The sequence below is a fragment of the Streptomyces zaomyceticus genome, assembly GCF_014656215.1.
Taxonomy (GTDB): domain Bacteria; phylum Actinomycetota; class Actinomycetes; order Streptomycetales; family Streptomycetaceae; genus Streptomyces; species Streptomyces zaomyceticus.
The window spans coordinates 188,845-210,522 of record NZ_BNBZ01000008.1; the positions used below are offsets into that span (position 1 = coordinate 188,845).

19 protein-coding genes are annotated in these 21,678 nt (G+C 72.3%); 9 read left to right on the plus strand and 10 right to left on the minus strand.

What is annotated here, in order from left to right:
* Nucleotides 1-42: 42 nt before the first annotated feature.
* From IE311_RS13830 to IE311_RS13840, 3 genes are read right to left on the minus strand one after another with little or no spacing between them, the layout of a single operon-like run.
* Nucleotides 43-1,107, minus strand: a complete 1,065-nt coding sequence (locus IE311_RS13830; protein WP_189831939.1) for a CU044_5270 family protein — start codon at nt 1,105-1,107, stop codon at nt 43-45.
* Nucleotides 1,104-1,769, minus strand: a complete 666-nt coding sequence (locus IE311_RS13835) for an RNA polymerase sigma factor (protein WP_189831940.1) — start codon at nt 1,767-1,769, stop codon at nt 1,104-1,106. Before IE311_RS13835 ends, IE311_RS13830 begins: the two co-directional genes overlap by 4 nt.
* A gap of 50 nt (nt 1,770-1,819) precedes the next feature.
* Nucleotides 1,820-2,320 carry an HD domain-containing protein gene (locus tag IE311_RS13840; protein ID WP_189831941.1) on the minus strand — a complete coding sequence of 167 codons (501 nt, stop codon included), beginning with the start codon at nt 2,318-2,320 and terminating at the stop codon, nt 1,820-1,822.
* Between the two features lie 115 nt (nt 2,321-2,435).
* On the opposite strand from IE311_RS13840, the gene IE311_RS13845 reads away from it, so the two are divergent.
* Nucleotides 2,436-3,362: a TIGR03564 family F420-dependent LLM class oxidoreductase gene (locus IE311_RS13845; RefSeq protein WP_189831942.1), complete on the plus strand. Its 927-nt coding sequence runs from the start codon at nt 2,436-2,438 to the stop codon at nt 3,360-3,362.
* A gap of 21 nt (nt 3,363-3,383) precedes the next feature.
* Here the strand turns inward: IE311_RS13845 and IE311_RS13850 are convergent, their stop codons facing one another.
* The 3 genes from IE311_RS13850 to IE311_RS13860 all read right to left on the minus strand — a co-directional run bounded on the left by IE311_RS13850 (nt 3,384) and on the right by IE311_RS13860 (nt 8,068).
* Nucleotides 3,384-4,775 carry an MBL fold metallo-hydrolase gene (locus tag IE311_RS13850; RefSeq protein WP_189831943.1) on the minus strand — a complete coding sequence of 464 codons (1,392 nt, stop codon included), beginning with the start codon at nt 4,773-4,775 and terminating at the stop codon, nt 3,384-3,386.
* A gap of 185 nt (nt 4,776-4,960) precedes the next feature.
* The gene (locus IE311_RS13855) at nt 4,961-7,237 is read right to left on the minus strand and encodes an MMPL family transporter (RefSeq protein WP_189831944.1); all 2,277 of its coding nucleotides are present in this window, start codon (nt 7,235-7,237) and stop codon (nt 4,961-4,963) included.
* A 126-nt stretch (nt 7,238-7,363) separates the two neighbouring features.
* A complete protein-coding gene (locus IE311_RS13860) occupies nt 7,364-8,068 on the minus strand; it encodes a DUF2470 domain-containing protein (protein ID WP_189831945.1) in 705 nt (234 codons plus the stop codon).
* A gap of 198 nt (nt 8,069-8,266) precedes the next feature.
* On the opposite strand from IE311_RS13860, the gene IE311_RS13865 reads away from it, so the two are divergent.
* Together IE311_RS13865 and IE311_RS13870 are read left to right on the plus strand one after the other, a co-directional pair.
* A complete protein-coding gene (locus IE311_RS13865; RefSeq protein ID WP_189831946.1) occupies nt 8,267-9,601 on the plus strand; it encodes a hypothetical protein in 1,335 nt (444 codons plus the stop codon).
* A 119-nt stretch (nt 9,602-9,720) separates the two neighbouring features.
* Nucleotides 9,721-10,188 carry a hypothetical protein gene (locus tag IE311_RS13870; RefSeq protein WP_189831947.1) on the plus strand — a complete coding sequence of 156 codons (468 nt, stop codon included), beginning with the start codon at nt 9,721-9,723 and terminating at the stop codon, nt 10,186-10,188.
* Between the two features lie 63 nt (nt 10,189-10,251).
* On the opposite strand, the gene IE311_RS13875 is transcribed toward IE311_RS13870, so the two are convergent.
* Nucleotides 10,252-10,527 (minus strand): hypothetical protein, encoded by a 276-nt coding sequence (locus tag IE311_RS13875; protein WP_189831948.1) that lies wholly within the window; start codon nt 10,525-10,527, stop codon nt 10,252-10,254.
* Nucleotides 10,528-10,760: 233 nt separating this feature from the next.
* Between IE311_RS13875 and IE311_RS13880 the strand changes: the two genes are divergently transcribed.
* Genes IE311_RS13880 through meaB form a run of 3 tightly spaced genes read left to right on the plus strand, consistent with a single transcriptional unit; the run spans nt 10,761 to nt 15,726 of the window.
* A complete protein-coding gene (locus tag IE311_RS13880) occupies nt 10,761-12,572 on the plus strand; it encodes a methylmalonyl-CoA mutase subunit beta (RefSeq protein WP_189831949.1) in 1,812 nt (603 codons plus the stop codon).
* Nucleotides 12,572-14,746: a methylmalonyl-CoA mutase gene (scpA, locus tag IE311_RS13885; protein WP_189831950.1), complete on the plus strand. Its 2,175-nt coding sequence runs from the start codon at nt 12,572-12,574 to the stop codon at nt 14,744-14,746. The genes IE311_RS13880 and scpA overlap by 1 nt, the downstream gene beginning before the upstream one ends.
* Complete coding sequence (gene meaB, locus IE311_RS13890; protein ID WP_189831951.1) at nt 14,743-15,726, plus strand: methylmalonyl Co-A mutase-associated GTPase MeaB; 984 nt, start codon at nt 14,743-14,745, stop codon at nt 15,724-15,726. Before scpA ends, meaB begins: the two co-directional genes overlap by 4 nt.
* 148 nt (nt 15,727-15,874) lie before the next feature.
* On the opposite strand, the gene IE311_RS13895 is transcribed toward meaB, so the two are convergent.
* Complete coding sequence (locus IE311_RS13895; protein ID WP_189831952.1) at nt 15,875-16,225, minus strand: winged helix-turn-helix transcriptional regulator; 351 nt, start codon at nt 16,223-16,225, stop codon at nt 15,875-15,877.
* A gap of 72 nt (nt 16,226-16,297) precedes the next feature.
* On the opposite strand from IE311_RS13895, the gene IE311_RS13900 reads away from it, so the two are divergent.
* Entirely contained in the window at nt 16,298-17,182 is an 885-nt protein-coding gene (locus tag IE311_RS13900) for an NAD(P)-dependent oxidoreductase (RefSeq protein WP_189831953.1), read from the plus strand.
* A 146-nt stretch (nt 17,183-17,328) separates the two neighbouring features.
* Nucleotides 17,329-17,616 carry a hypothetical protein gene (locus IE311_RS13905; RefSeq protein WP_189831954.1) on the plus strand — a complete coding sequence of 96 codons (288 nt, stop codon included), beginning with the start codon at nt 17,329-17,331 and terminating at the stop codon, nt 17,614-17,616.
* Between the two features lie 23 nt (nt 17,617-17,639).
* On the opposite strand, the gene IE311_RS13910 is transcribed toward IE311_RS13905, so the two are convergent.
* Both IE311_RS13910 and gdhA read right to left on the minus strand, forming a co-directional pair.
* A complete protein-coding gene (locus IE311_RS13910; protein ID WP_189832016.1) occupies nt 17,640-18,713 on the minus strand; it encodes a nitric oxide synthase oxygenase in 1,074 nt (357 codons plus the stop codon).
* A gap of 300 nt (nt 18,714-19,013) precedes the next feature.
* Entirely contained in the window at nt 19,014-20,360 is a 1,347-nt protein-coding gene (gdhA, locus tag IE311_RS13915) for an NADP-specific glutamate dehydrogenase (RefSeq protein ID WP_189831955.1), read from the minus strand.
* Between the two features lie 579 nt (nt 20,361-20,939).
* Between gdhA and IE311_RS13920 the strand changes: the two genes are divergently transcribed.
* Nucleotides 20,940-21,467, plus strand: coding sequence for a hypothetical protein (locus IE311_RS13920; RefSeq protein ID WP_189831956.1), 528 nt, complete (start codon nt 20,940-20,942; stop codon nt 21,465-21,467).
* Nucleotides 21,468-21,678: the final 211 nt, after the last annotated feature.

Genomic DNA, 21,678 nt, shown 5'->3' on the forward strand with positions numbered 1-21,678 from the left:
GTGGCCTCGACCGTGGTCAAGGCCACGACGTCGCCTCGGGCCCTACGGCGTGACCTTGATGTCGTCGACGAAGGCCCGGACCATGATGGCGTGGGTGTAGACGACGGTTCCGGGCTTGATGAGGCCGCCCTCGCCGCCCGTGCCCTTCACCTGGACCGTGCGCTCCCCGAGGAAGGTCAGCGTCTTGCTGTCGAAGATCCACTCGGTGCGCTGTCCGCTGCTCTCGTCGAGCCGGGCGACCGCCACGCCCTTGCGGCCGGCGGCGTCGGTGGCGCTGTCCACCATGACGACCCCGGGGATCTTCGCGGCGGCCCGGTAGAGAGCCGCCGTCAGCTCGGGGGTCGGCCAGCTCTCGACGAGCAGGTCGCCGATGGTGGTGAAGGCTTGCTGGTCCTTGCCGTTGCCCTGGCCCTCGGTCTCCTTGTGGATCTTCCGGAGCAGGGCGTCGGGGTCGGTGGGGAGCGTCGCGAGGTAGTCGTGCGAGGGGGCGCCGAGGTGCGGCTTCGGGGTGTTGCCGGTCTCGTCGGGGCCCGCCAGGGTGATGCCCTCGGGGCCGGTGTTGCCGGGTTCGATCAGCCAGCCGTCGAGGCCGTCGGGCGACCGCCAGGACTGCCGGGTGTGCAGGGGGGTGCTGACGAGGCTGCTCTCGCCGCCGACGGTCTTCACATGGGTGTTCGCGGACCGCGTCTCGATGTAGATGTACTGGCCGGCGCGGCCGTTCGGGGCTTCGGTCCCGGCGGCGGCGAGCGAGATGCGGTCGAGGAGCCGGGGCGCGCCCTTGGCGTCGACGACTCCGATGGTGGTGGTGAGGGCGGGGCCGGTGGCACGGTCGACGGGGTCGCCGTTCCCGCCCGGGGTGAGGACGAGGACGCCGACGGCGAGCGCCCCGGCGAGTGCGGTGGCGGCCGGCAGCAGGATCGCCTTCCGCAGGAAGGGGTTGCGCGCGGTGCGCGCGGCCGTGGTGCGGCGGTCGTCGTGGATCCGGTTCATCAGGCGCTCCTTGTGGAACTGGTGGCGGCCCGGGGGAAGGTCGTGTTCCTCGATCGCAGGGAGGCCTCCGGTCTCGTACCGGTTCGCCGTACGGGTCTTGTCCGGGTCGGGGTTCATCGGATTCCTTCCTGCGCGGGCCGGACCGCGTTCACGCGATCACCTGTTGTCTGTCGGGTGCGGGAGGCGGGTTCCCGTTTTTCCGGGAGAGGTTTGCCCTTCTCTCCGGCGAGTTCCCTCTCGGCGCCGATACGGAGCTTGGTGCGGGCGCGGGAGAGCCGGGACCGGACGGTGCCGACGGGGACGCGCAGGGCCTGGGCGACCTCGGTGTAGGCGAGGCCTTCCCAGAGGCAGAGGACGAGGACTTCGCGTTCGGTGCGGCGGAGGGTGCCGAGCGCCCGCAGGGTCGCGGCGATGCGGCGGCGGTCGTCGATCCGGCCGGCGACCTCGGAGGCGTGGTCGGGTACCGAGGCCTCGGCCGGGCCGGCCGCCGCGTAGGCCACGGCGGCCGCCCGGTAGCGGCGGTTTCCCCGGCAGTGGTTGCGGGCGACGTTGGTGGCGACGCCGAGCAGCCAGGGCCGTACCGAACCCCCCTCGGGGTCCACCTTCTCCCGGAGCCGCCAGGCCTCCATGAAGGTCGTCGCCATCACGTCCTCGGCGACCGACCAGTCGCCGGTCAGCCGGAAGGCGTGGTTGTAGACGCTCCGGGCGTAGGAGTCGAAGAGCTCGGCGAAGGCCGAGGGGTCCCCGTCCCGGATGCGTGCGCGCAGGTCGATGTTCACGTCTCTCGTCTGTCCGGCCCCGGGAGCGGGTTCCCGTGACCCGCGTCACATCAGGGGGCGCTCTCCTCCAGGAGTTCGGGGTTGACCACGCGCAGGATCGTCGCGATGTCGGCGGGATCGGCCGCCGCCCACAACACCTGCCGTGCGGCCCGGTACTTGGCGGCGAGCCGTTCCCGCGCCCCGGGCGGCAGGGCGGCGGCCCGGTCGGAGCGGCTGTTGTGCGCGTTGTCGGCGATCTTCACGAGGGTGGCGTCGGGATCCTCCGTGATGCGGCGGATCTTCTCCTCGTAGGCCGTTCCGGGAACGTTGGTGACGGCCTCCACGACGGCGACGACCCGGTCCGGGATTCCGGCGGCGCGGAGCTGTTCCGCCGTCCATTCGGTGTCCTCGACGATGTCGTGGAGGAGCCCGGCCATGGCCAGGTGAGGACCGAACGGTGCCAGCCCCGCGGCGACCGCGCGGACGTGCTCGACGTACGGGACACCGATCCGGTCGGTCTGTCCGGCGTGCGCGCGGTCGGCGAGCGCGTCCACCTCGGCGAGAGTCTTCATCGCCCCATCATGGCGGGCGCGGGGAACGCCCTCGGCAGCTCCCCCGGCGGCCGCGCAACACACTCTTCACACAGGGGAGGGAATGGCGGGCGTGGACCCGCCGGTTGCCGGAAGCATGACTCTGGGAGTGACGCTCGGTTCGACCGCCGTCCTGCGCACCGTCGACAGCACGGTGCGGCTCGCGAGGGAGGCCCGCGACGCCGGACTGCACTCGGCGTGGTTCGGCCAGTCCTTCGCGTACGACTCGCCCTCGCTGGCCGCGATCGTGGGGCGCGAGGTGCCCGGCCTCCAGGTGGGGACCTCCGCGATCCCGATCTTCGGTCGCCATCCGCTGCTCGTCTCCAGCCAGGCGCAGACCGCCCAGGCGGCGACGGGCGGGCGCTACCACCTCGGGCTCGCCCTCGGCACCAAGCACCTGACGGAGACGGGCTTCGGCATTCCGTACGAGCGGCCCATCGGCCTGCTCAGGGAGTTCCTCACCGCGCTGCGTCCGCTGCTCGAAACGGGCGGCGCCGATTTCCACGGGGAGCTCCTGACCGCGACGACGCCGTATTCGGCGGCGGTCCCGGGCGCGGAGCCGGCGGTGCCGGTGCTCGTCGCGGCCATGGGCCCGCAGGCACTGCGCGTCAGCGGTGAACTGGCCGACGGCATCCTGCCGTTCCTCGCGGGGCCTCGGGCTCTCGGCGAGCACATCGTCCCGGCCGTCACCGCCGCCGCGGCGGCGGCCGGCCGCCCCGCGCCCCGGATCGTGGCCCTCGTCCCGGGCGTGGTCACGGCCGATGCCGAGGCCGTGCGGGAGAGCGCGGCGGAGGCGCTCGCGCTGTACGAGCGGATTCCCTCCTATCGGCGTGCCGTCGAGCTCTCCGGCGCTTCCCGGGCGGCGGAGATCGCCGTGATCGGTGACGAGGAGACCGTCGCCGCGGAGGTGCGCCGCTACCGCGAGGCGGGGGCGACGGAGGTGGTCTTCACCGCGACGGAGCTGAGCGGCGAGGACGACCGCCGCCGCACCTGGAAGCTGCTCGGTGAGCTGTCGCGCGGCTGAGCTCCGCCTCCGGCGGACCGGTCAGCCGCCGGCGGGTCCGTTCGTCGCGAGGGCCCAGGCCGCGTAGCCGCCGAGGATGTCGGAGACGTCGGGGTGGCCCCGGTGGCGCAGGAAGCTGGCGGCGACGGAGGAGCGGTGGCCGCCCGCGCAGTGCAGGACGAGGGGCCGGTCGGCGGGGAGTTCGTCCGCACGGCCGGGGAGCTCGCTCAGCGGGATGTGCACGGCCCCGGGGATGTGGCCGGTCTCCTCGCGCTCGCCGCAGGTGCGCACGTCGACGACGAGGGGCGGGTTGGCGCCCGCGAGGGCGGTCCGCAGCCGGGCGGCCGGGAGACGGCTCGCGGGGGTGACCTCGTCGGCGAGCTTCCCGAGGGCCTCCTCGGGGTGGGGCAGATGTCCCGCGACACGGTCGTAGCCGATGCGGGCGAGGCGGATGACGACCTCCTCCTCGCGGCCCTCGGGGGCGATCACCAGGAGTTCCGTGTCGGGGGCGAGGAAGGTGCCGGCCTGTTCGGCGAACCGTCCCTCGGCGGGCACGTTGACCGCTCCGCGCAGATGGCCGTGGGCGAACTCCCGCGGGTCGCGGGCGTCGACGACGACCGCTCCGCCGGCCCTGAGTTCGGCGAACTCGGCCGGTGTCAGGGGGCGCGCCGCCGCGGAGCCGTCGTAGCGGGCGCGTTCCCTGCGGTTGAGGTCGGCGTCGTAGGCGAAGTAGCCCGGGGCGGCGGGCAGTCCGGCGGTGACCAGGGCCACGAAGGCCTCCCGGCTCATCGGCACACAGGCGTGGTTGGTGGCCCGCTGCTCGCCGACGGTGGACTGCTTCTCGGCCGAGAGGTTCTTGCCGCAGGCCGATCCGGCGCCATGGGCGGGGAAGACACGGACCGCGTCGGGGAGGGCCATCAGTTTGTTCTGGACACTGTCGTGGAGCATCGCGCCGAGTTCCTCGGCCGTGACACCGGCGGAGGCGAGGAGGTCGGGGCGGCCGACGTCGCCGATGAACAGCGCGTCGCCGGTCAGCACTCCGTACGGGACCTCGTCGTCGCCGTGCTCGTACACGAGGACACTGATCGACTCGGGGGTGTGGCCGGGGGTCTCCATGATCTCCAGGGTCACCTCGCCGAGGGCGATGCGCTCGCCCTCGGCGAGGGGGCGGATCGGGTACTCGGTCTCGGCGCGGCGGCCGTAGCCGATCCAGGCCCCGGTCCGGTCGGCCAGCTCCAGGTGTCCGGCGACGAAGTCCGCGTGGAAGTGGGTGTTGATCACCCCGACGACGGTGAGTCCCCGGGCCTCGGCGTCCGCCAGGTACTCCGAGACGTCCCGCCGCGGGTCGACGACGACCGCCCGGCCGGTCGTCCCGTCGGCGATCAGGTACGACGCCTGGGAGAGGCAGTCGAGGTAGTACTGCGTGAAGAACACGGCGAACCCTCCGTCTGATGGTCGTGCGCGCCGGGGGCACTCGGCATCCTTGGATACCCCCCTGGGTATGAACACTCTCGACCGTAAGCAGGACGAACGGAGAAGTCAAATACCCCCATGGGTATCCATGGGGGTAGCTGTACGACAGAGGTGCCCCTGGCGGGCGGGCGCGGCGGGCGGCGCGGTCAGCGCGGCTTCGCCGCGTCCGCGAGCGGCTCCTCCTGCCCTTCGCCCTCGGTGTCCAGGTGCGGCAGCATCCGGTCCAGCCAGTGGGGGGTCCACCAGGCGTGCTTGCCGAGGAGGGTCATCACCGCGGGCACGAGCAGCAGGCGCACCACGGTGGCGTCGATGAGGACGCTGGCCGCGAGGCCGAGGCCGAGCATCTTGACGACGATGTTGTCCGAGACGATGAAGGCCGCGAAGACACTCACCATGATCAGTGCGGCACAGGTGATCACTCGGGCCGTGATCTCCAGGGCATGGGCCACGCTGGCCTTCGAATCGCCGGTGCGCAGCCAGGCCTCCCGGACACGGGAGAGCAGGAAGATCTCGTAGTCCATGCTCAGACCGAAGACGATGGCGAACATCATCATCGGCACATAGCTCTCGATGGGCACCTTGCCGCTGACGCCGAGCGCGGGCCCGCCCCAGCCCCACTGGAAGACGGCCACGACCACGCCGTAGGAGGCCGCGATGGAGAGCACGTTGAGGACGGCGGCCTTCACCGCGACGAGGAGGCCGCGGAAGACCGTGAGGATCACGAGGAAGGCCAGTCCCACCACCACGGCGATGATCAGCGGGAGGCGGCTGGAGACGAGGTCGAGGAAGTCCACCTGGGAGGCCGTGGTGCCGGTGACGTACGTCTTCGCCTCGGTGCCGGTCGCCGCCTGCGGCAGTACGTCGTCGACGAGGTGGTTGGTCAGCTTGGTGGTCTTCTCGTCCTGCGGGGAGGCCACCGAGTAGGCGGTGCCGACCAGGACGTCCCCGTCGGGGGTGGCCTGGAGCGGAGTGATGTAGGCCGCGTCCGGGACCCCGGTCAGTGACTGCTTGAGCTTGTCGGCGAGGTCCGCCCGGTTCGCCGAGGGTACGGCCGACTGGTCGACGACCACGGTCAGCGGGCCGTTGGCGCCGGGCCCGAAGGCCGTGGAGATGAGGTCGTACGCCCGCCGGTCCGTGAAGGACTTGGGGTCGGCGCCGTCGCCGATGTGGCCGAGCTGGATGAAGAGCAGCGGGAAGGCCAGGACGAGCAGCACCAGGACGCCACCGGTCAGGAACCACCACGGGCGCCTCTCCACGCGCTGCGCGTAGCGGTGCCAGGTGCCGTGCGCGGGCGCTCCGGGCTCGGTGTCGGTCTCCGCCACGGGCTTGCGCACGTGGTACCGGTCGATCCGCTTGCCGACGAGACCGAGCATGGCCGGGACCAGGGTGAGCGCGGCCAGGACCGCGGTGACGACCGTGAAGGCGGCCGCCAGTCCCAGTTTGCCGATGAAGCTGACGCCGGAGACCCACAGGCCGGACAGGGCGATGATGACCGTACAGCCGGAGACCAGGACCGCGCGGCCGCTGGTGGTGGTCGCGAGGCCCGCCGAATCGGCGGGATCGTGCCCGTTCATGAGGTTCTGGCGGTGGCGGGTGATGAGGAACAGCGCGTAGTCGATGCCGACACCGAGGCCGATCATCGTGGCCAGGGTGGGCGAGACCGTGCCGAAGGTGAAGGCGGCCGCCATCAGGCCGAGGAGAGCGAGGCCGCAGATCGCCCCGAGAAGCGCCGTGATCAGCGGCAGGACGGCCGCGATGACGCTGCCGAAGCCGATGAGGAGGACCACGATCGCGACGGCGAAGCCGATCGCCTCGCTGGTGCGGTCGTCGGCCGCGGGCCGGGCGAGTTCGCCGAGGGGGCCGCCGTACTCGACGTCGACGCCGGCGTCCCGGAGCGGCTGGACCGCGGCGTCGACCCCGGGCAGGTAGTCGGTGCCGAGGGTGGACGGCGGCACGCTGAAGCGCACGGTGATGTAGGCGGTCTTGCCGTCGGTGGACAGCGGGCCGGTGTTGGGGACCCCGGCCGGCAGGGCGGGCGGGGTGGTGCCCGGCGGCGGCAGGGGGTTCTGGGCGCCGATGACGTCGGGCAGTTTCTCCAGGGCGGTGACGGTCGAGTTGATGGTGGACGCCTCGTCCGTGAGCGGCCCGGAGGTCCTGTTGAGGACGATCTGCGCGGCGTAGCCGGCGGCCGCGGGGTCGTGCGCCTGAAGGGCGTCGAGGCCCTCCGTCGACTGCACCCCGGGGAGGTCGAAGTCGTCGGAGTACTGTCCTCCGACCGCCCTGTCGGTGATCTGGAGTCCCACCATCGCCGCCAGCCACAGCACGATGACGATGATGAAGTGACGGGCGCACCAGTGCCCCAGTCGGTACAGCGCACCCTTGGGAGGTGTCGGCCGAGTGGCGGCCGGGCTTCCTGCGTTCATGGCGAGGCCGTGTCCGGTTGGGAAGTCCCCGAGCGGTCCCCCGCACCGACCGTGCGCGGGTCTACCCGTCCATTGTTGGCCCGCCGCGCCGCTCCGGCATCTCGACCGGGGAGCGCGGCCGTTCGGTCAGGTCAGCAGGCTGTTGGGGTGGGAGGACCTGCGGGCCGCGGCGAGGAGCGCGTGCATCCGGGGGGCGGCCTGGTCGATGTCGGTGACCGGGGTGGGGAAGGGCAGCCGGACGTCCTGGTGGCCGTCGGGGTGTTCGAGACGCAGGGTGATGCCGTACCGGTCCAGTGCGACGGGGAGGGCGCGGACCATGTCCCGTTCGGGGCGCGGCCTGACGAGGCGCAGCAGCAGGGGGACGATTTCGCCGTGGCCGTCGACGAGGTGGGTGAGCATGGACGCCTCGCAGGAGGCCATCGGGTCGATGTCGGTGGCGTGGAGTTCTTCCAGGGTGATGTAGTGCCGGCCGTCGGCGTCCTCCAGGAGGGCCTGGCCGAACTCCATGCAGATGCTCGTGGCCGACTCCGGCTCGTACGGGGCGGGGAGGAGTCCGGTCAGGGTGACGCGGGCCCGCAGCCGTTCGCGTACGGGGGTGGGGGCGATGTCGGTGAACTCCAGGCGCACCGGGATCCGCGCGGTCCCTCCGGCGTGGCTCTCCTCGGACGGGTCGTGCAGATGGATGTGCCCCATGGGCCCGGTGCCGTCCAGGAGGTGCACCTCCCGGTGTTGTCCGTCGGACACGACCGTCATCGAGTGGGCGGCGGCCAGGATCGATCGCACGCGCTCGGCGGGGGTGGGCCGCGTGACGCGGGTACTGAAGGGACGCATCCGAGTTCTCCCGGGACAGGTGACGGAGACACTGTTACTTAGGTAAGCCTAAGCTAACCCATCGCGGGTGGATAGGGAACGGCGCCCCGCGTTCCGGCCGCGGCCCGGCCGACGCGACCGCCTCACGAGGCGGCCGGCAGCCCGTGTGATGATCTCTTCTCACGAAACGGATCCATCAGGGATCCGGGGGGAGAGAACATGGCATACACGGACGCCAACGGCGTCGATCTGTCCGGCGTCAGCGGCCGTCTCATCCAGACGGTCGACCTGGTGAAGAACCCGGCTCCGCAGGCGATCGCGACCGACACCGTCAACGGACACGTCTTCGTCCTCCAGGTGGAGAGCTCGGCCACGTCACCGGCCGGCAACCTGTACCTCAACCGCATCGACCGCGAGACCGGCACGGTCACCGGCTCGATGCAGCTGAAGGGCTTCGGACACGGGCTCTCCATGGGCGCCGAGCCGTCGGGCACCGACACGTACCTCTGGACCGAGGTCGGCCCCCTGCACGTGAACTACGACAACGGCGTGGCCACGTCCGCCTTCGGCAAGGCGGTCACCCGGTTCAAGTTCGAGTCCGGCAAGGTCCTCGACGGAGCGCTCATACCGGCGGCGCAGAAGTTCACCCCGCCCGGCAGCACTTCGGGCACCGGTCCCTCGCTGGACCCGGTGAACCACCAGGTGTGCGTCATGTACCACAAGGACGGGAAGCGGCACTTCACCCGCTACGACGCCACCGCGGCCGCCGCCGGTTCGTGGGTCCCGGTGGGCACCACCTTCGTGATGCCGTCCGGCGAGGACGTCACTCCCGCCGTACCCTCGCCGTACCCGCTGCAGGCGAAGCTCGTCTCCCAGGGCTTCACCGTGCTGGGCGACGTCGTCTACTCGTACCAGTGGGCGCCGTACGACAAGGACAACAACCCCACCACGGTCCCCAGCGAGTTCCCCGGGATCGCCTTCCTCACCTCGTACTCCTGGACGACCGGCGCGCGCCTCGACCGGCAGGTCGTCACCAACGCCGACGGGCTCACCCGTCGCGAGCCCGAGGGCGTCGCCACCGAGGTCGACCCGGCGACCGGGGAGACCCGGCTGCTGTTCGGCTTCAGCAACACCGTCCCCGGCGAGGAGGGCGAGCGTGACGTCACCATCGGCTGGTACCCCACGAAGCCCGCGGTCGACGGCGTCAAGGTGCTCGCGGACTGGGAGGACCTCACGCTGGAACCGGGTGTCACGCCCGGCAGCCAGCCCCCGCGCGGACGGCTGATCGCCCTCGCCGGCACCACCTACCTCCAGCTGCGCGGCAACGTCGCCTGCTCCCCCGGCCTGACCGCGGACAGCAGGATCGCGAGCCTCCCGCACCGGCTGCGCGCCACCCATTTGACGCGCCAGAACGTGGCCCGCAACAACAACACCGGCCGCTGCGTGTGCCGGATCGAGACGGACGTCACCGGCGCGCTCCGGGTGTACGGCGCCACCAGCGACAACGCCATCACCTGGATCGACTTCGACGCCGTCACCGTCGCCTGGCGATGAGCGGCCCCCGACCCGCCGCTCGCACCCGCCCGACCGCACGGCTCGCGGCGGTCCGCACGCCCGGACCCGCCGCACCCGTGCCCCCGACCACCCTCCCCACCCGATCCGGAGGATCGAACATGACCCAGCACTCGACCAGCCGCCGTTCCCTGCTCACCGCCGCGCTGGCCGCCCCCGCCGTCGCCGTCGCCGGCCCGCTGCTCTCGGCCACGCCGGCCGCCGCCGCCCCCGTCGACGGCTGCCAGACGGTCGTCGACTGGACGGCGATCACCCTGGACGCGGCCGTGACGAACGAGGCCGGCGCTCCGGCGGAGGCCCGCGTGATACGTCTCGCGGGAACGGACTTCCTCCAGCTGCGCGGCACCGTCACCTGCGCGTTCACCGCCGACGGCCGGCTCGGCACGCTGCCCGCCACGATCCGCCCGCCCAAGCTGACCCGCGGCGTCTGCCCGCGCAACAACAGCCTGGGCATCAACGCGATCCGCATCGAGGCCAACACGGCCGGCGCCGTCAACGTCTACGGCCCCCAGGCGACGAACAAGGTCACCTGGATCCAGCTGGACAACTTCTCCTCCGTCCTGGGCTGATCCCGGCGGGCCGCGCCCGGGCCGGGACGGCTCCGGCCCCCGCCCCGGGCGCGGCCGACGCCGTCACGGCGCGTCGCCCGACCAGTCGAAGCGCAGGGTGTCACCGGGGCGCGGGTCGTAGAGAGAGCGCCCGTCGGCGCCGTACCGGCCGAGCTCCGTCTCCAGTGCCGTGCCGGACGCCCGCTGCCCCGGCGTCCAGTCGGTGACGTCCAGCAGCAGACCGTCGAGCGGGCCGCCGACCAGCTCGGCGTAGACCCGGCCGGGCCTCGGGCCCGGCCGGGGGTCGTCGTGGTCCTGGCCGTAGACCCGGCCCCTCAGCAGCTCCTCGTCCCTGTCCATACGACTCAGCGTCCCAGCCGCCACTGACAACGCCACCGGCGGCGCCACCGACGGCACGCGCACCGCGCGCACCACGGAACCCGACACGCGCACCGCACACCGCGCACCGCGAAAGCCGGCGCGCGCCCACCGCGCGAAACGGGCCCACCACACAGAACGCCCCAGGTCGAAGAGAAGAAGGTCACAGTCGTACGCCCTCCTGCTCCTTTGTCGATCTCCCCTAGCATCCGAGCATGACGGTCCTGCCTGACGACGGGCTCTCCCTGGCGTCCGAATTTCCCGACGCGCCACACGAACAGTGGCAACACCTTGTGGCAGGTGTCCTGCGCAAGTCCGGCAAAGAGGTCTCCGGCGACGCCGCCGAGGACGCCCTTTCCACCCTCCTCGAGGACGGCCTCGACACCCGTCCGCTGTACACGGCGCGCGACACCGCGCCCGACGGCGGACTCCCCGGCTTCGCGCCCTTCGTGCGCGGCGGCCGCGCCGAGGGCAACACCCTCGGCGGCTGGGACGTACGCCAGCGGCACCTCGCGGCCGACGGCGAGGCGGTCCTCTCCGACCTGGAGAACGGCGTCACCTCCCTCTGGCTGGGCGTCGGCGCCACCGGCATCCCGGTCTCCTCGCTCGACAAGGTCCTCGAAGGCGTCTACCTCGACCTGGCGCCCGTGGCCCTCGACGCGGGCGACGAGACGGCGGCGGCGGCCGAACGGCTGCTGCGGCTGTACGAGGAGCGCGGCGTCCCCGACGACGCGGCACGCGGCAACCTGGGCGCCGACCCGCTGGGCCACGAAGCCCGTACCGGCCGCCCGGCGTACGACCTCGCGTCCGTCGCCGGTCTCGCGCGCCGCTGCGCCGACCGGTACCCGGGGATGCGCGCCCTGACCGTGGACGCCCTGCCCTACCACGAGGCCGGCGGCTCGGCCGCGCAGGAGCTCGGCTGCTCCCTCGCGACCGGCGTGGCCTATCTGCGCGGTCTGACCGAGGCCGGGCTGAGCGTCGCCGAGGCGTGCGCGCAGCTCGAGTTCCGCTACGCGGCGACCGCCGACCAGTTCCTGACGATCGCCAAGCTCCGGGCGGCGCGCCGGCTCTGGGCCCGGGTGGCCGAGGCCTGCGGCGCTCCGGAGGCGGGCGCGCAGCGCCAGCACGCGGTGACCTCGCCGGTGATGATGACGCGCCGCGACCCCTGGGTGAACATGCTGCGCACCACGGTGGCCACCCTGGCCGCCGGGGTCGGCGGCGCCGACAGCGTCACCGTGCTGCCCTTCGACGAGGTGCTCGGGCTGCCCGACGCGTTCGCGCGCCGGATCGCCCGCAACACCTCCACCGTCCTCATCGAGGAGTCGCACCTCTCCCGGGTGATCGACCCGGCGGGCGGCTCCTGGTATGTGGAGCGGCTCACCGACGAACTCGCCCACGCCGCCTGGGCGTACTTCCAGGACATCGAGCGGGCCGGCGGCCAGCAGGCCGCGCTGCGCTCCGGGGCGATCGGCGAGCAGCTGGCCGCGACCTGGGCAGCGCGCAGCGCGAAGCTCGCCACCCGCCGCGAACCGATCACCGGCGTCAGCGAGTTCCCGAACCTCGGCGAGAAGCCCGTCGACCGGGCGCCCGCGCCCGCGCAGCCGACCGGCGGCCTTCCCCGGGTCCGGCGCGACGAGGCGTTCGAGACGCTGCGCGCCCGCTCCGACGCGCACCTGGCGGCGACCGGGGCCCGGCCCCGGGTCTACCTGGCCGCGCTCGGCCCGGCGGCCGCGCACTCGGCCCGGGTCACCTTCGCCGCGAACCTCTTCCAGGCGGGCGGCATCGAGCCGGTCACCGAGGGCACGTTCGAGGAGAGCGGTGCCCGCGAGGTCTGCCTCTGCTCCAGCGACGCGCTGTACGCGGAGCAGGCGGAGACCGCGGCGGCCGAGCTGCGTGCGGCGGGCGCCGAGCACATCCTCCTCGCCGGACGCCCCGGGGCGTACCCCGGTGCCGACACCCATCTCTTCGCGGGCTGTGACGCCGTCGCCCTGCTCTCCACCGCCCTCGACCGCATGGGAGTGTCCTGATGTCCATCCCCGACTTCTCCGGGATCGAGCTCGGGGCTCCGACCGCGGACGGCGGCCCCGACGCGTGGCGCGCGGCCGTCAAGAAGGCCACCGGCGGGGACGACCTGCTCTGGGAGACCCCGGAGGGCATCGGCGTCAAGCCGCTGTACACCGGGCAGGACCTGGAGGGCCTGGACTTCCTGGACACCCGTCCGGGCATGGCCCCGTACCTGCGCGGCCCGTACCCCACGATGTACGTCAACCAGCCCTGGACGATCCGGCAGTACGCGGGCTTCTCCACGGCCGAGGAGTCGAACGCCTTCTACCGGCGCAACCTCGCCGCCGGCCAGAAGGGCCTGTCGGTCGCCTTCGACCTGCCGACCCACCGCGGCTACGACAGCGACCACCCGCGTGTCACCGGTGACGTCGGCATGGCCGGTGTGGCCATCGACTCGATCTACGACATGCGCCAGCTGTTCGACGGCATCCCGCTGGACCGGATGACGGTGTCGATGACGATGAACGGCGCCGTGCTGCCGGTTCTCGCGCTGTACATCGTGGCCGCCGAGGAGCAGGGCGTTCCGCCCGAGAAGCTGGCCGGGACCATCCAGAACGACATCCTCAAGGAGTTCATGGTCCGCAACACCTACATCTATCCGCCCGGGCCGTCGATGCGGATCATCTCCGACATCTTCGCCTACACCTCGCAGCGGATGCCGCGCTACAACTCCATCTCCATCTCCGGGTACCACATCCAGGAGGCGGGGGCGACGGCCGACCTGGAGCTGGCGTACACGCTCGCCGACGGCGTGGAGTACATCCGCGCGGGCCGCGAGGCCGGGCTCGACGTGGACGCGTTCGCGCCGCGCCTGTCGTTCTTCTGGGCGATCGGCATGAACTTCTTCATGGAGATCGCGAAGCTGCGCGCGGCGCGGCTCCTGTGGGCCAAGCTGGTCAGGCAGTTCGATCCGCAGAACGCCAAGTCCCTCTCCCTGCGGACCCATTCGCAGACCTCGGGCTGGTCGCTGACCGCACAGGACGTGTTCAACAACGTCACGCGCACCTGCGTCGAGGCGATGGCGGCCACCCAGGGCCACACCCAGTCGCTGCACACCAACGCCCTCGACGAGGCGCTCGCCCTGCCGACGGACTTCTCCGCCCGGATCGCCCGCAACACCCAGCTGCTCATCCAGCAGGAGTCGGGCACCTGCCGGACCATCGACCCGTGGGGCGGCAGCGCGTACGTGGAGAAGCTCACGTACGACCTCGCCCGGCGCGCCTGGAAGCACATCCAGGAGGTCGAGCAGGCCGGCGGTATGGCGAAGGCCATCGACGCGGGCATCCCCAAGCTGCGCGTGGAGGAGGCCGCGGCCCGTACCCAGGCCCGGATCGACTCCGGCCGGCAGCCGGTGATCGGCGTCAACAAGTACCGGGTGGCGACCGACGAGCAGATCGACGTCCTCAAGGTCGACAACTCCTCCGTGCGCGCCCAGCAGATCGCCAAGCTGAAGCGGCTGCGCGAGGAGCGCGACGAGCAGGCCTGCCAGGACGCGCTGTCCGCGCTCACCCGCGCGGCGGGCGGCGAGGGCAACCTCCTCGAGCTCGCGGTGAACGCCGCTCGCGCGATGGCGACCGTGGGCGAGATCTCCGACGCCCTGGAGAAGGTGTACGGGCGTCACGCGGGGCAGATCCGTACGATCTCCGGTGTGTACCGCAACGAAGCCGGCGAGTCCCCCTCCGTGGAGCGCACCCGGGCCCTGGTGGACGCCTTCGGCGAGGCCGAGGGACGCCGCCCGCGCATCCTGGTCGCCAAGATGGGCCAGGACGGCCACGACCGCGGCCAGAAGGTGATCGCCACCGCCTTCGCCGACCTGGGCTTCGACGTGGACGTCGGCCCGCTGTTCCAGACCCCGGCCGAGGTGGCCCGCCAGGCCGTCGAGGCGGACGTGCACATCGTCGGGGTCTCCTCGCTCGCCGCCGGGCACCTCACGCTCGTCCCGGCGCTGCGGGAGGAGCTGGCGGCGGAGGGCCGGGAGGACATCATGATCGTGGTCGGCGGGGTGATCCCCCCGCAGGACGTGGCGACGCTCCTGGAGATGGGCGCGGCCGCGGTGTTCCCGCCGGGGACGGTGATCCCGGACGCGGCCCACGACCTGGTGACGCGTCTGTCGGCCGACCTCGGGCACGAGCGGTGATCGATCTCGACACGTATGTCCGGGGGGTGCGCGAGGGGAAGCGGGCGCTCGTCGCCCGCGCCATCACCCTCGTCGAGTCGACCCGTCCCCAGCACCGGGCACTCGCCCAGGAGCTTCTGACGGAACTCCTTCCGCACAGCGGGAACGCCGTGCGGATCGGGATCAGCGGAGTGCCCGGTGTCGGCAAGTCGACGTTCATCGACGCGTTCGGGACGATGCTGACGGGGCTCGGCCACCGGGTCGCGGTGCTCGCCGTCGACCCGTCGTCGAGCCGTACCGGCGGCTCCATCCTCGGCGACAAGACGCGGATGGAGCGGCTGGCCGTCGACCCGGCGGCCTTCGTCCGCCCCTCCCCCACGGCCGGCACGCTCGGCGGCGTCGCGAAGGCGACCCGCGATTCGATCGTCGTCATGGAGGCCGCGGGCTACGACGTGGTCCTCGTCGAGACCGTGGGCGTCGGGCAGTCGGAGACGGCCGTCGCCAACATGGTCGACTCCTTCCTGCTGCTCACCCTGGCCCGCACCGGCGACCAGCTCCAGGGCATCAAGAAGGGCGTCCTGGAACTCGCCGACGTGGTCGCCGTCAACAAGGCCGACGGCCCGCACGAGCGGGACGCCCGCGCGGCGGCCCGCGAACTGGCGGGCGCGCTGCGGCTGATGCACGGCGCGGACTCCTTCTGGACGCCGCCGGTGCTCAGTTGCAGCGCCCGGGAGTCGGCGGGCCTCGACGAGGTCTGGGGGCGCCTGGAGCAGCACCGCACCCTCCTGGACTCGACCGGCCGGCTCACGGCCAAGCGCCACGACCAGCAGGTCGACTGGACCTGGGGCATGGTCCGCGACGAACTGCTGCGCCGGCTCCACACGGACCCGGCGGTGCGGGAGCTCGCGCCCGGCCTGGAACAGCGGGTCCGCGCCGGTGAGCTGACGGCGACGCTGGCCGCCGAGCACATTCTCGACGCCTTCGGGGAGCGGCGCGCCTGACGCGTCACCTTCAGGGGGCCTTCCTTTCGGGGAGGCCCCCTTTTCGCGTTCTCTCTCCCCCCGATACCCACTTTTTTGTGCGTACTTGTCGGGGGTGCGGGCCCCGGGCGAAGCTGAGAGCGGCCCGGAGGAAGGAGACGGCAGGGCCTCAGGAAGCGGCGGGCGTGGTGGTGAGCCTGTCCAGGCGACGGTGGCCCCAGTCGGACAACGGGGCCAGCGCCTCGCAGAGTTCACGTCCGAAGCCGGTCAGCGAGTAGACGGTCTTCGGGGGCAGGACGTCGTGCACCTCGCGGTGCACGAGACCGTCCTCCTCCATCTCGCGCAAGGCCTGGGTCAGCACCTTCTCGCTGATCTCGGGGATCTTCCGGCGCAGTTCGCCCGGGCGGTGCGAGCCGGACTCGAGCAGCCACAACAGGTACGTCTTCCATTTGCCCTCGATGACCACGATCGCGGCGCTCACTCCGCACGTGTTCGAGTCCTGGGCCCTGGCGCGCGCCATCCGCGTCCTTCTCCTTCTTCCGGGAATTTCCTTCTCTCCACTGTCTCCATATGTCTACAAGGGAGTTCACCCATGCCTTCTTCCCGCCACGCCGACGTCACCGTCATCGGTCTCGGACCGATGGGCCGGGCGCTGGCCGCCGCGTTCCTGGCGGCCGGTGTACGGACCACCGTGTGGAACCGGACTCCGGGCAAGGACCGGGATCTCGTGGCCGCCGGTGCCGTCGTGGCCGCGACCGCCGACGAGGCGGTCGCCGCGAGCCCGCTGACCGTGGTCTGCCTGGTCAACTACGACGCCACCGATTCCGTGCTGCGGCAGGCGCCGGTGACGGCCGCGCTCAAGGGGCGGACCGTCGTGAACCTCAGCGCCGACATCCCCGACCGGGCCCGGGACACCGGGCGCTGGGCCGCCGAGCACGGCGTCGACTACCTCGACGGGGCCATCATGACCCCGACCACGTCCATCGGCACTCCGGCCGGGGTGTTCCTGTTCAGCGGCCCGGAGGCGCTCTACGGCGAGCACCGGGCGGTGCTCGCCGCGCTGGGCGGCACCCACACCCACCTCGGAGAGGAGATCTCGAGGGCGGCGGCCTATGACATCGCGCTGCTCGACATCTTCTGGACCTCGATGGCGGGCTACGTCCACGCCCTCGCGGTGGCACGGGCCGAGGGGATCTCCCCGACCGAGCTGGCACCCTTCGCCCAGGGCATCGGCGCGATCCTGCCGCCGCTGTTCCAGGAACTGGCCGAGGACGTGGAGAGCGGCACCTACTCCGGCGAGGGCAACCCGATCACCTCGGGTATCTCGACGATGGCGCACGTCGTGCACGCCTCCGAGGCCCATGGCATCGAGGCGAACGTGATGCGCGCCATCGAGGGCCTGGCCCGCCGGACGGTGGCCCTCGGCCACGGCACGGAAGGCTACAGCCGGGTCGCCGAGGTCCTGGGGCGCCGCTGACCGGCCGGCCGCCGCCCGGAGGCGTCGCACGCGCCGCCCTTCCTCGGATGCCGTCCCCGGCGGGTCGTGCTGTGCTGGCAGGTAGGGGGCGTCGCCGACGGGGTGGTACGGGAGGGACCGCCCCACCTCACGAGGAGTGATCCACCATGGCGATCTTCGTCCACGCCGTCCTTCCGGGTGTGACCACGGACCAGTACGACCAGCTCAACGCCAAGCTCCAGGAGACGCCCGACGTCTTCGACGGCTGTCTCTCCCATGCGTGCGTCCGCACGGACGGCGGCCTGGAGGTCTTCGACCTCTGGGAGTCCGAGGGGCACATGAACGCGTTCGTCGAGCGCATGATGCCGATCGCGGCCGGACTGGGCTGGCCCGCGGGGGCGGCACCCCGGATCATGCCGGTGCACAACCACTGGGTTCCCGGGGCGAACGGCTGACGGTCCCCGCCGTCGCACGCCGGTCACGTACGGGCCAGGAAGGCCGGCCTGAGGGAGGGGTCGACCGGGTCGTAGTACCGGTGGAAGACCGGGGTCGCTGAGCCGGAGACCGGGGGGACGATCCAGCTCCAGTCGGCGGGGGTCTCCCTCCCGTGACGGGTCTCCTGGGCGATGTGCCTGAGGAACCGCTGGGACTCGGTGTGGTGGTCCGCCATCGTCACCCCGGCCTCCTGGAAGGAGTGCAGCACCGCCACGTTGAGCTCGACGAGCGCCCGGTCCCGCCACAGCGTGCGCTCGGTCGACCGGTCGAGCCCCAGCCGGTCGGCCACCAGCGGGAGGAGGTCGTACCGCTCGGCGTCGGCGAGGTTGCGGGCGCCTATCTCGGTGCCCATGTACCAGCCGTTGAACGGCGCGGCCGGGTACCGTACGCCACCGATCTCCAGGGTCATGTCACTGATCGCGGGCACGGCGTACCACCGCAGGCCCAGTGCGGCGAACCAGGCGTGGTCGGGGTGGCGCAGGGGCACTTCGCGGACGGAGTCGTCGGGCAGCTCGTACCAGTCCGGTCGCGTGCCGGGGCGCTCCCGCACCATCAACGGCAGCACCTGGAAGGCCTCTTCGTTCCGCTTCCATCCCAGGTCGCGGGCCTGGGCGGTGAGGGGTGCGCTGCGCGGGTCGCCCTTCCAGCGCCCTTCGGGGGTGCGGTGTCCGGCGTAGCGCACCAGCTGGTCGTTGACGATCCGGGGGCCGGGGCGGCCCGGCCGGTCGGGTGCGAAGACGGAGATCACCGGGCGGATCCTGCCGTGGTTGCCGGCGATCCGCAGGTGCTCGACGCACTCGGCGGCGATGTCGTCGGCGGAGGTGAGGTGCCGCAGGTCGCGCACCACGAGGCTGCGCCAGTAGAGCCTGCCGATGCAGCGGGCGGCGTTGCGCCAGGCGACGCGGGCGCCGAAGGCGAGTTCGGCCGGGGAGTGCTCGTAGGTGCCGGTGCGGTCGATGGCGGCCCGTACGGCGCGGACCCGGCTCTCCACGTCGCCCGCGCCCGGCTGCTCGTGGTGGAACTGCCGGACGAACCGTTCCGCCTCGCGCCGGTCCACGAGGTGCGGCAGGTGGCCGCGGGCGTCGTGGACGAGGGCGTCGGGGGCGGGCTCCCCGTGCCCGTAGGGGCAACTCCCCACGCTGGGGACAGACTTCCGGCGGCGGCTCAGGCTGAAGATCAATGTGTTCCCTCCCGGCGTCCATGACTACCGTACGAACACGTGTGGGCGCGGAGAGTGCGTGAATCCGCCCCGCCGGAAGGGGTCTCACTGGTACGCTGCCGCGCCGCCGGGGCCCGAGGCGTCGGCCGTGGGAAGACCCGGCCCCGGGGTGGGAGAACCCCGGGGCGGGCGGAACCGTCAGATGACGCCCTGCGCCGTCATCGCCCCCGCCACCCTCAGGAACCCGGCCACGTTGGCGCCGAGCACATAGTCCTCGGCGCTCCCGCCGTACGTCTCCGCCGTGGCGCGGCACTCGGCGTGCACTCCGCGCATGACCGCGGCGAGCCGCGCCTCGGTCTGCTCGAAGGTCCAGCTGTCGCGGGACGCGTTCTGCTGCATCTCCAGGGCCGAGGTGGCCACACCACCGGCGTTGGCCGCCTTCCCGGGGCCGAAGAGGACCCCGGCCTCCCGGAACACCTTCACCGCCTCGGGGGTGCAGGGCATGTTCGCGCCCTCGGCCACCGCGAGCACACCGTGCTTGACCAGGGCCACGGCGTCGTCGAGGCCCAGCTCGTTCTGGGTCGCGCAGGGCAGGACGATGTCGCACGGGACGTCGTACACCGTGCCGCGGGCGGAGAAGCGCGCGCTCGGCTTCGCCTCCGCGTAGGCGGAGATCCGGGCCCGGCGCACCTCCTTGACCTCCTTGAGCAGCTCCAGGTCGATGCCGTCCTCGTCGACGAGGTACCCGGAGGAGTCGCTGCACGCCACCACCGTGCCGCCGAGGGCGTGCGCCTTCTCCGCGGCGTACACCGCCACGTTGCCGGAGCCGGAGACCACGACCCGCCGTCCGTCGAAGCCCTGGCCGCGGGTGGCGAGCATCTCCTCGGCGAAGTACACCGCGCCGTAGCCGGTGGCCTCGGTACGGACGTGCGAGCCGCCCCAGCCCACCGGCTTGCCGGTGAGGACGCCGGACTCGTACCGGTTGGTGATCCGCTTGTACTGGCCGAAGAGGAAGCCGATCTCCCGTGCTCCCACGCCGATGTCGCCGGCGGGCACGTCGGTGTGCTCACCCAGGTGCCGGTAGAGCTCGGTCATGAAGGACTGACAGAAGCGCATGATCTCGGCGTCCGAGCGGCCCTTGGGGTCGAAGTCTGCGCCGCCCTTGCCGCCGCCGATCGCCATCCCGGTCAGCGCGTTCTTGAAGATCTGCTCGAAGCCGAGGAACTTCACGATGCCGAGGTTGACGCTCGGGTGGAACCGCAGCCCTCCCTTGTAGGGCCCGAGGGCGCTGTTGAACTCCACCCGGAAGCCGCGGTTCACCCGCACGGTCCCCCGGTCGTCGACCCAGGGGACCCGGAAGAGCAACTGCCGCTCGGGCTCGCAGAGCCGCTCCAGGATTCCGGTCTCGGCGTACTCGGGGTGCCGTTCGAGCGCCGGGGCGAGGGAGTCGAGGACCTCGGCCGCCGCCTGATGGAACTCCGCCTCGCCGGGGTTGCGTCGGCGGACCTCCGTGTAGACGGCTTCCATGTGCGCGCTGACGTTCATGTGGTGTCTCGCCTTCCTGGTGTCGGCACGTTCGTAGCCCGGAGGCGACGTCACGCAATTGTGGCCGTACGGGCACACCGCCCGGTCACCGGGACGGCCCCCGATCCGGTCCGCGGCCCCGCGCCGCGCCCGACGACGGGCCCCTGAGCAGGCACGGCGCGAACCTCGGCGCCGGCCGCCCCACCGCCCCGAGGCCGTCGTGGACCCCGCCACGGGCGCTCCGGCCGGACATCGCGCGAGTCGCCCCGGACCCGGCCGGCCCCTGCGGCCCTGCGGGGTCGGAAGTCGGCCCCGTGGCCGGGAGACAGCGGTCCGGAGCGCTTCCCGTCGGCACCGCCGAGGCGGCGGTCTGTTGCGTACGCGCCAAAGGCTCATCCGCGCCCCGGAGGCGCGCCGGCCACCGGACCCGTCGCCTCCGGGAGCCTCGCACCCGCCCCGGCGTGCGCGAACTCGATCCCGCACCCACCCTCACACTTTCCCCGCACCGCCTTCACCGAAAGCACACTTTCGGCCGTCCGCCGTTCCCCGCGCCTCCGTCGAGGCAGACGCCGGGCCACCCCCGTCCCTAGCCTCCCGGCCATGCGATCACTTCTCACGAGACGCCTCGGTCTCGCCGCCGTCCTCGCCCTGCTGCTCTCCCTGTTCGGCATGGCCCCGTCCGCGAGCGCGGCCGAACCGGCGTCCGCCCAGATCACCTTCACCACGGACGCCGCGACGACCACTCCGGGCGGCACGGTGAACCTGTCGATGACGCTCACGAACAACAAGTCCTACGACGTCTGGTTCGTCTACCAGACGATCGACCCCACCTGGCTCACCACCCAGCGCCCCGACCTGAAGTACTCGTTCGCCGGCTGCACCCTCGCCGGCCCCGGCGGCAGCACCCCCTGTTCCGGAACCGGCCCGGCCAACCTCGGCGCCAACTACGGGTCCACCGTCCCGCCCGGCCAGAGCCGCACCGTGACGCTGACGCTCCAGGTCGCCGCCGACTCCGGCTGCAACGGCAACATCGGTTTCTACTCGTACTTCTACGCCGAGTTCAGCGACAGCACCAGCGTCACCGGCGGTCCGATCTACACCCCGGAGACCCGCGTCCTCTGCGCCTGACGGACCCGGCGGACCGGCACCACGGCGAAGCGCGTCCGGAAACCGGCCCCCGACGGAACGAAAGATTGGTCTCCACCATTGGCGGTTCCACCGGCGGGCCGAACGGCCCGCCGGTGGCCCTCGGCCCGCTCCCACCTGCACATCCGTCCCACGGGCCGCAAGGAGCCGACGGGCCGAGGAACCGATTCGCGCGCCGGGCGGACCGCCCCGC

What these genes read in the sequence shown, in the direction of transcription:
- IE311_RS13830 (WP_189831939.1), bottom strand. Translation starts at nt 1,107, where the DNA reads ATGAACCCCGACCCGGACAAGACCCGTACGGCGAACCGGTACGAGACC.
- IE311_RS13840 (WP_189831941.1), bottom strand. Translation starts at nt 2,320, where the DNA reads ATGAAGACTCTCGCCGAGGTGGACGCGCTCGCCGACCGCGCGCACGCC.
- IE311_RS13845 (WP_189831942.1), top strand. Translation starts at nt 2,436, where the DNA reads ATGACTCTGGGAGTGACGCTCGGTTCGACCGCCGTCCTGCGCACCGTC.
- IE311_RS13855 (WP_189831944.1), bottom strand. Translation starts at nt 7,237, where the DNA reads ATGAACGCAGGAAGCCCGGCCGCCACTCGGCCGACACCTCCCAAGGGT.
- IE311_RS13860 (WP_189831945.1), bottom strand. Translation starts at nt 8,068, where the DNA reads ATGCGTCCCTTCAGTACCCGCGTCACGCGGCCCACCCCCGCCGAGCGC.
- IE311_RS13865 (WP_189831946.1), top strand. Translation starts at nt 8,267, where the DNA reads ATGGCATACACGGACGCCAACGGCGTCGATCTGTCCGGCGTCAGCGGC.
- IE311_RS13870 (WP_189831947.1), top strand. Translation starts at nt 9,721, where the DNA reads ATGACCCAGCACTCGACCAGCCGCCGTTCCCTGCTCACCGCCGCGCTG.
- IE311_RS13875 (WP_189831948.1), bottom strand. Translation starts at nt 10,527, where the DNA reads ATGGACAGGGACGAGGAGCTGCTGAGGGGCCGGGTCTACGGCCAGGAC.
- IE311_RS13880 (WP_189831949.1), top strand. Translation starts at nt 10,761, where the DNA reads ATGACGGTCCTGCCTGACGACGGGCTCTCCCTGGCGTCCGAATTTCCC.
- scpA (WP_189831950.1), top strand. Translation starts at nt 12,572, where the DNA reads ATGTCCATCCCCGACTTCTCCGGGATCGAGCTCGGGGCTCCGACCGCG.
- IE311_RS13895 (WP_189831952.1), bottom strand. Translation starts at nt 16,225, where the DNA reads ATGGCGCGCGCCAGGGCCCAGGACTCGAACACGTGCGGAGTGAGCGCC.
- IE311_RS13900 (WP_189831953.1), top strand. Translation starts at nt 16,298, where the DNA reads ATGCCTTCTTCCCGCCACGCCGACGTCACCGTCATCGGTCTCGGACCG.
- IE311_RS13905 (WP_189831954.1), top strand. Translation starts at nt 17,329, where the DNA reads ATGGCGATCTTCGTCCACGCCGTCCTTCCGGGTGTGACCACGGACCAG.
- gdhA (WP_189831955.1), bottom strand. Translation starts at nt 20,360, where the DNA reads ATGAACGTCAGCGCGCACATGGAAGCCGTCTACACGGAGGTCCGCCGA.
- IE311_RS13920 (WP_189831956.1), top strand. Translation starts at nt 20,940, where the DNA reads ATGCGATCACTTCTCACGAGACGCCTCGGTCTCGCCGCCGTCCTCGCC.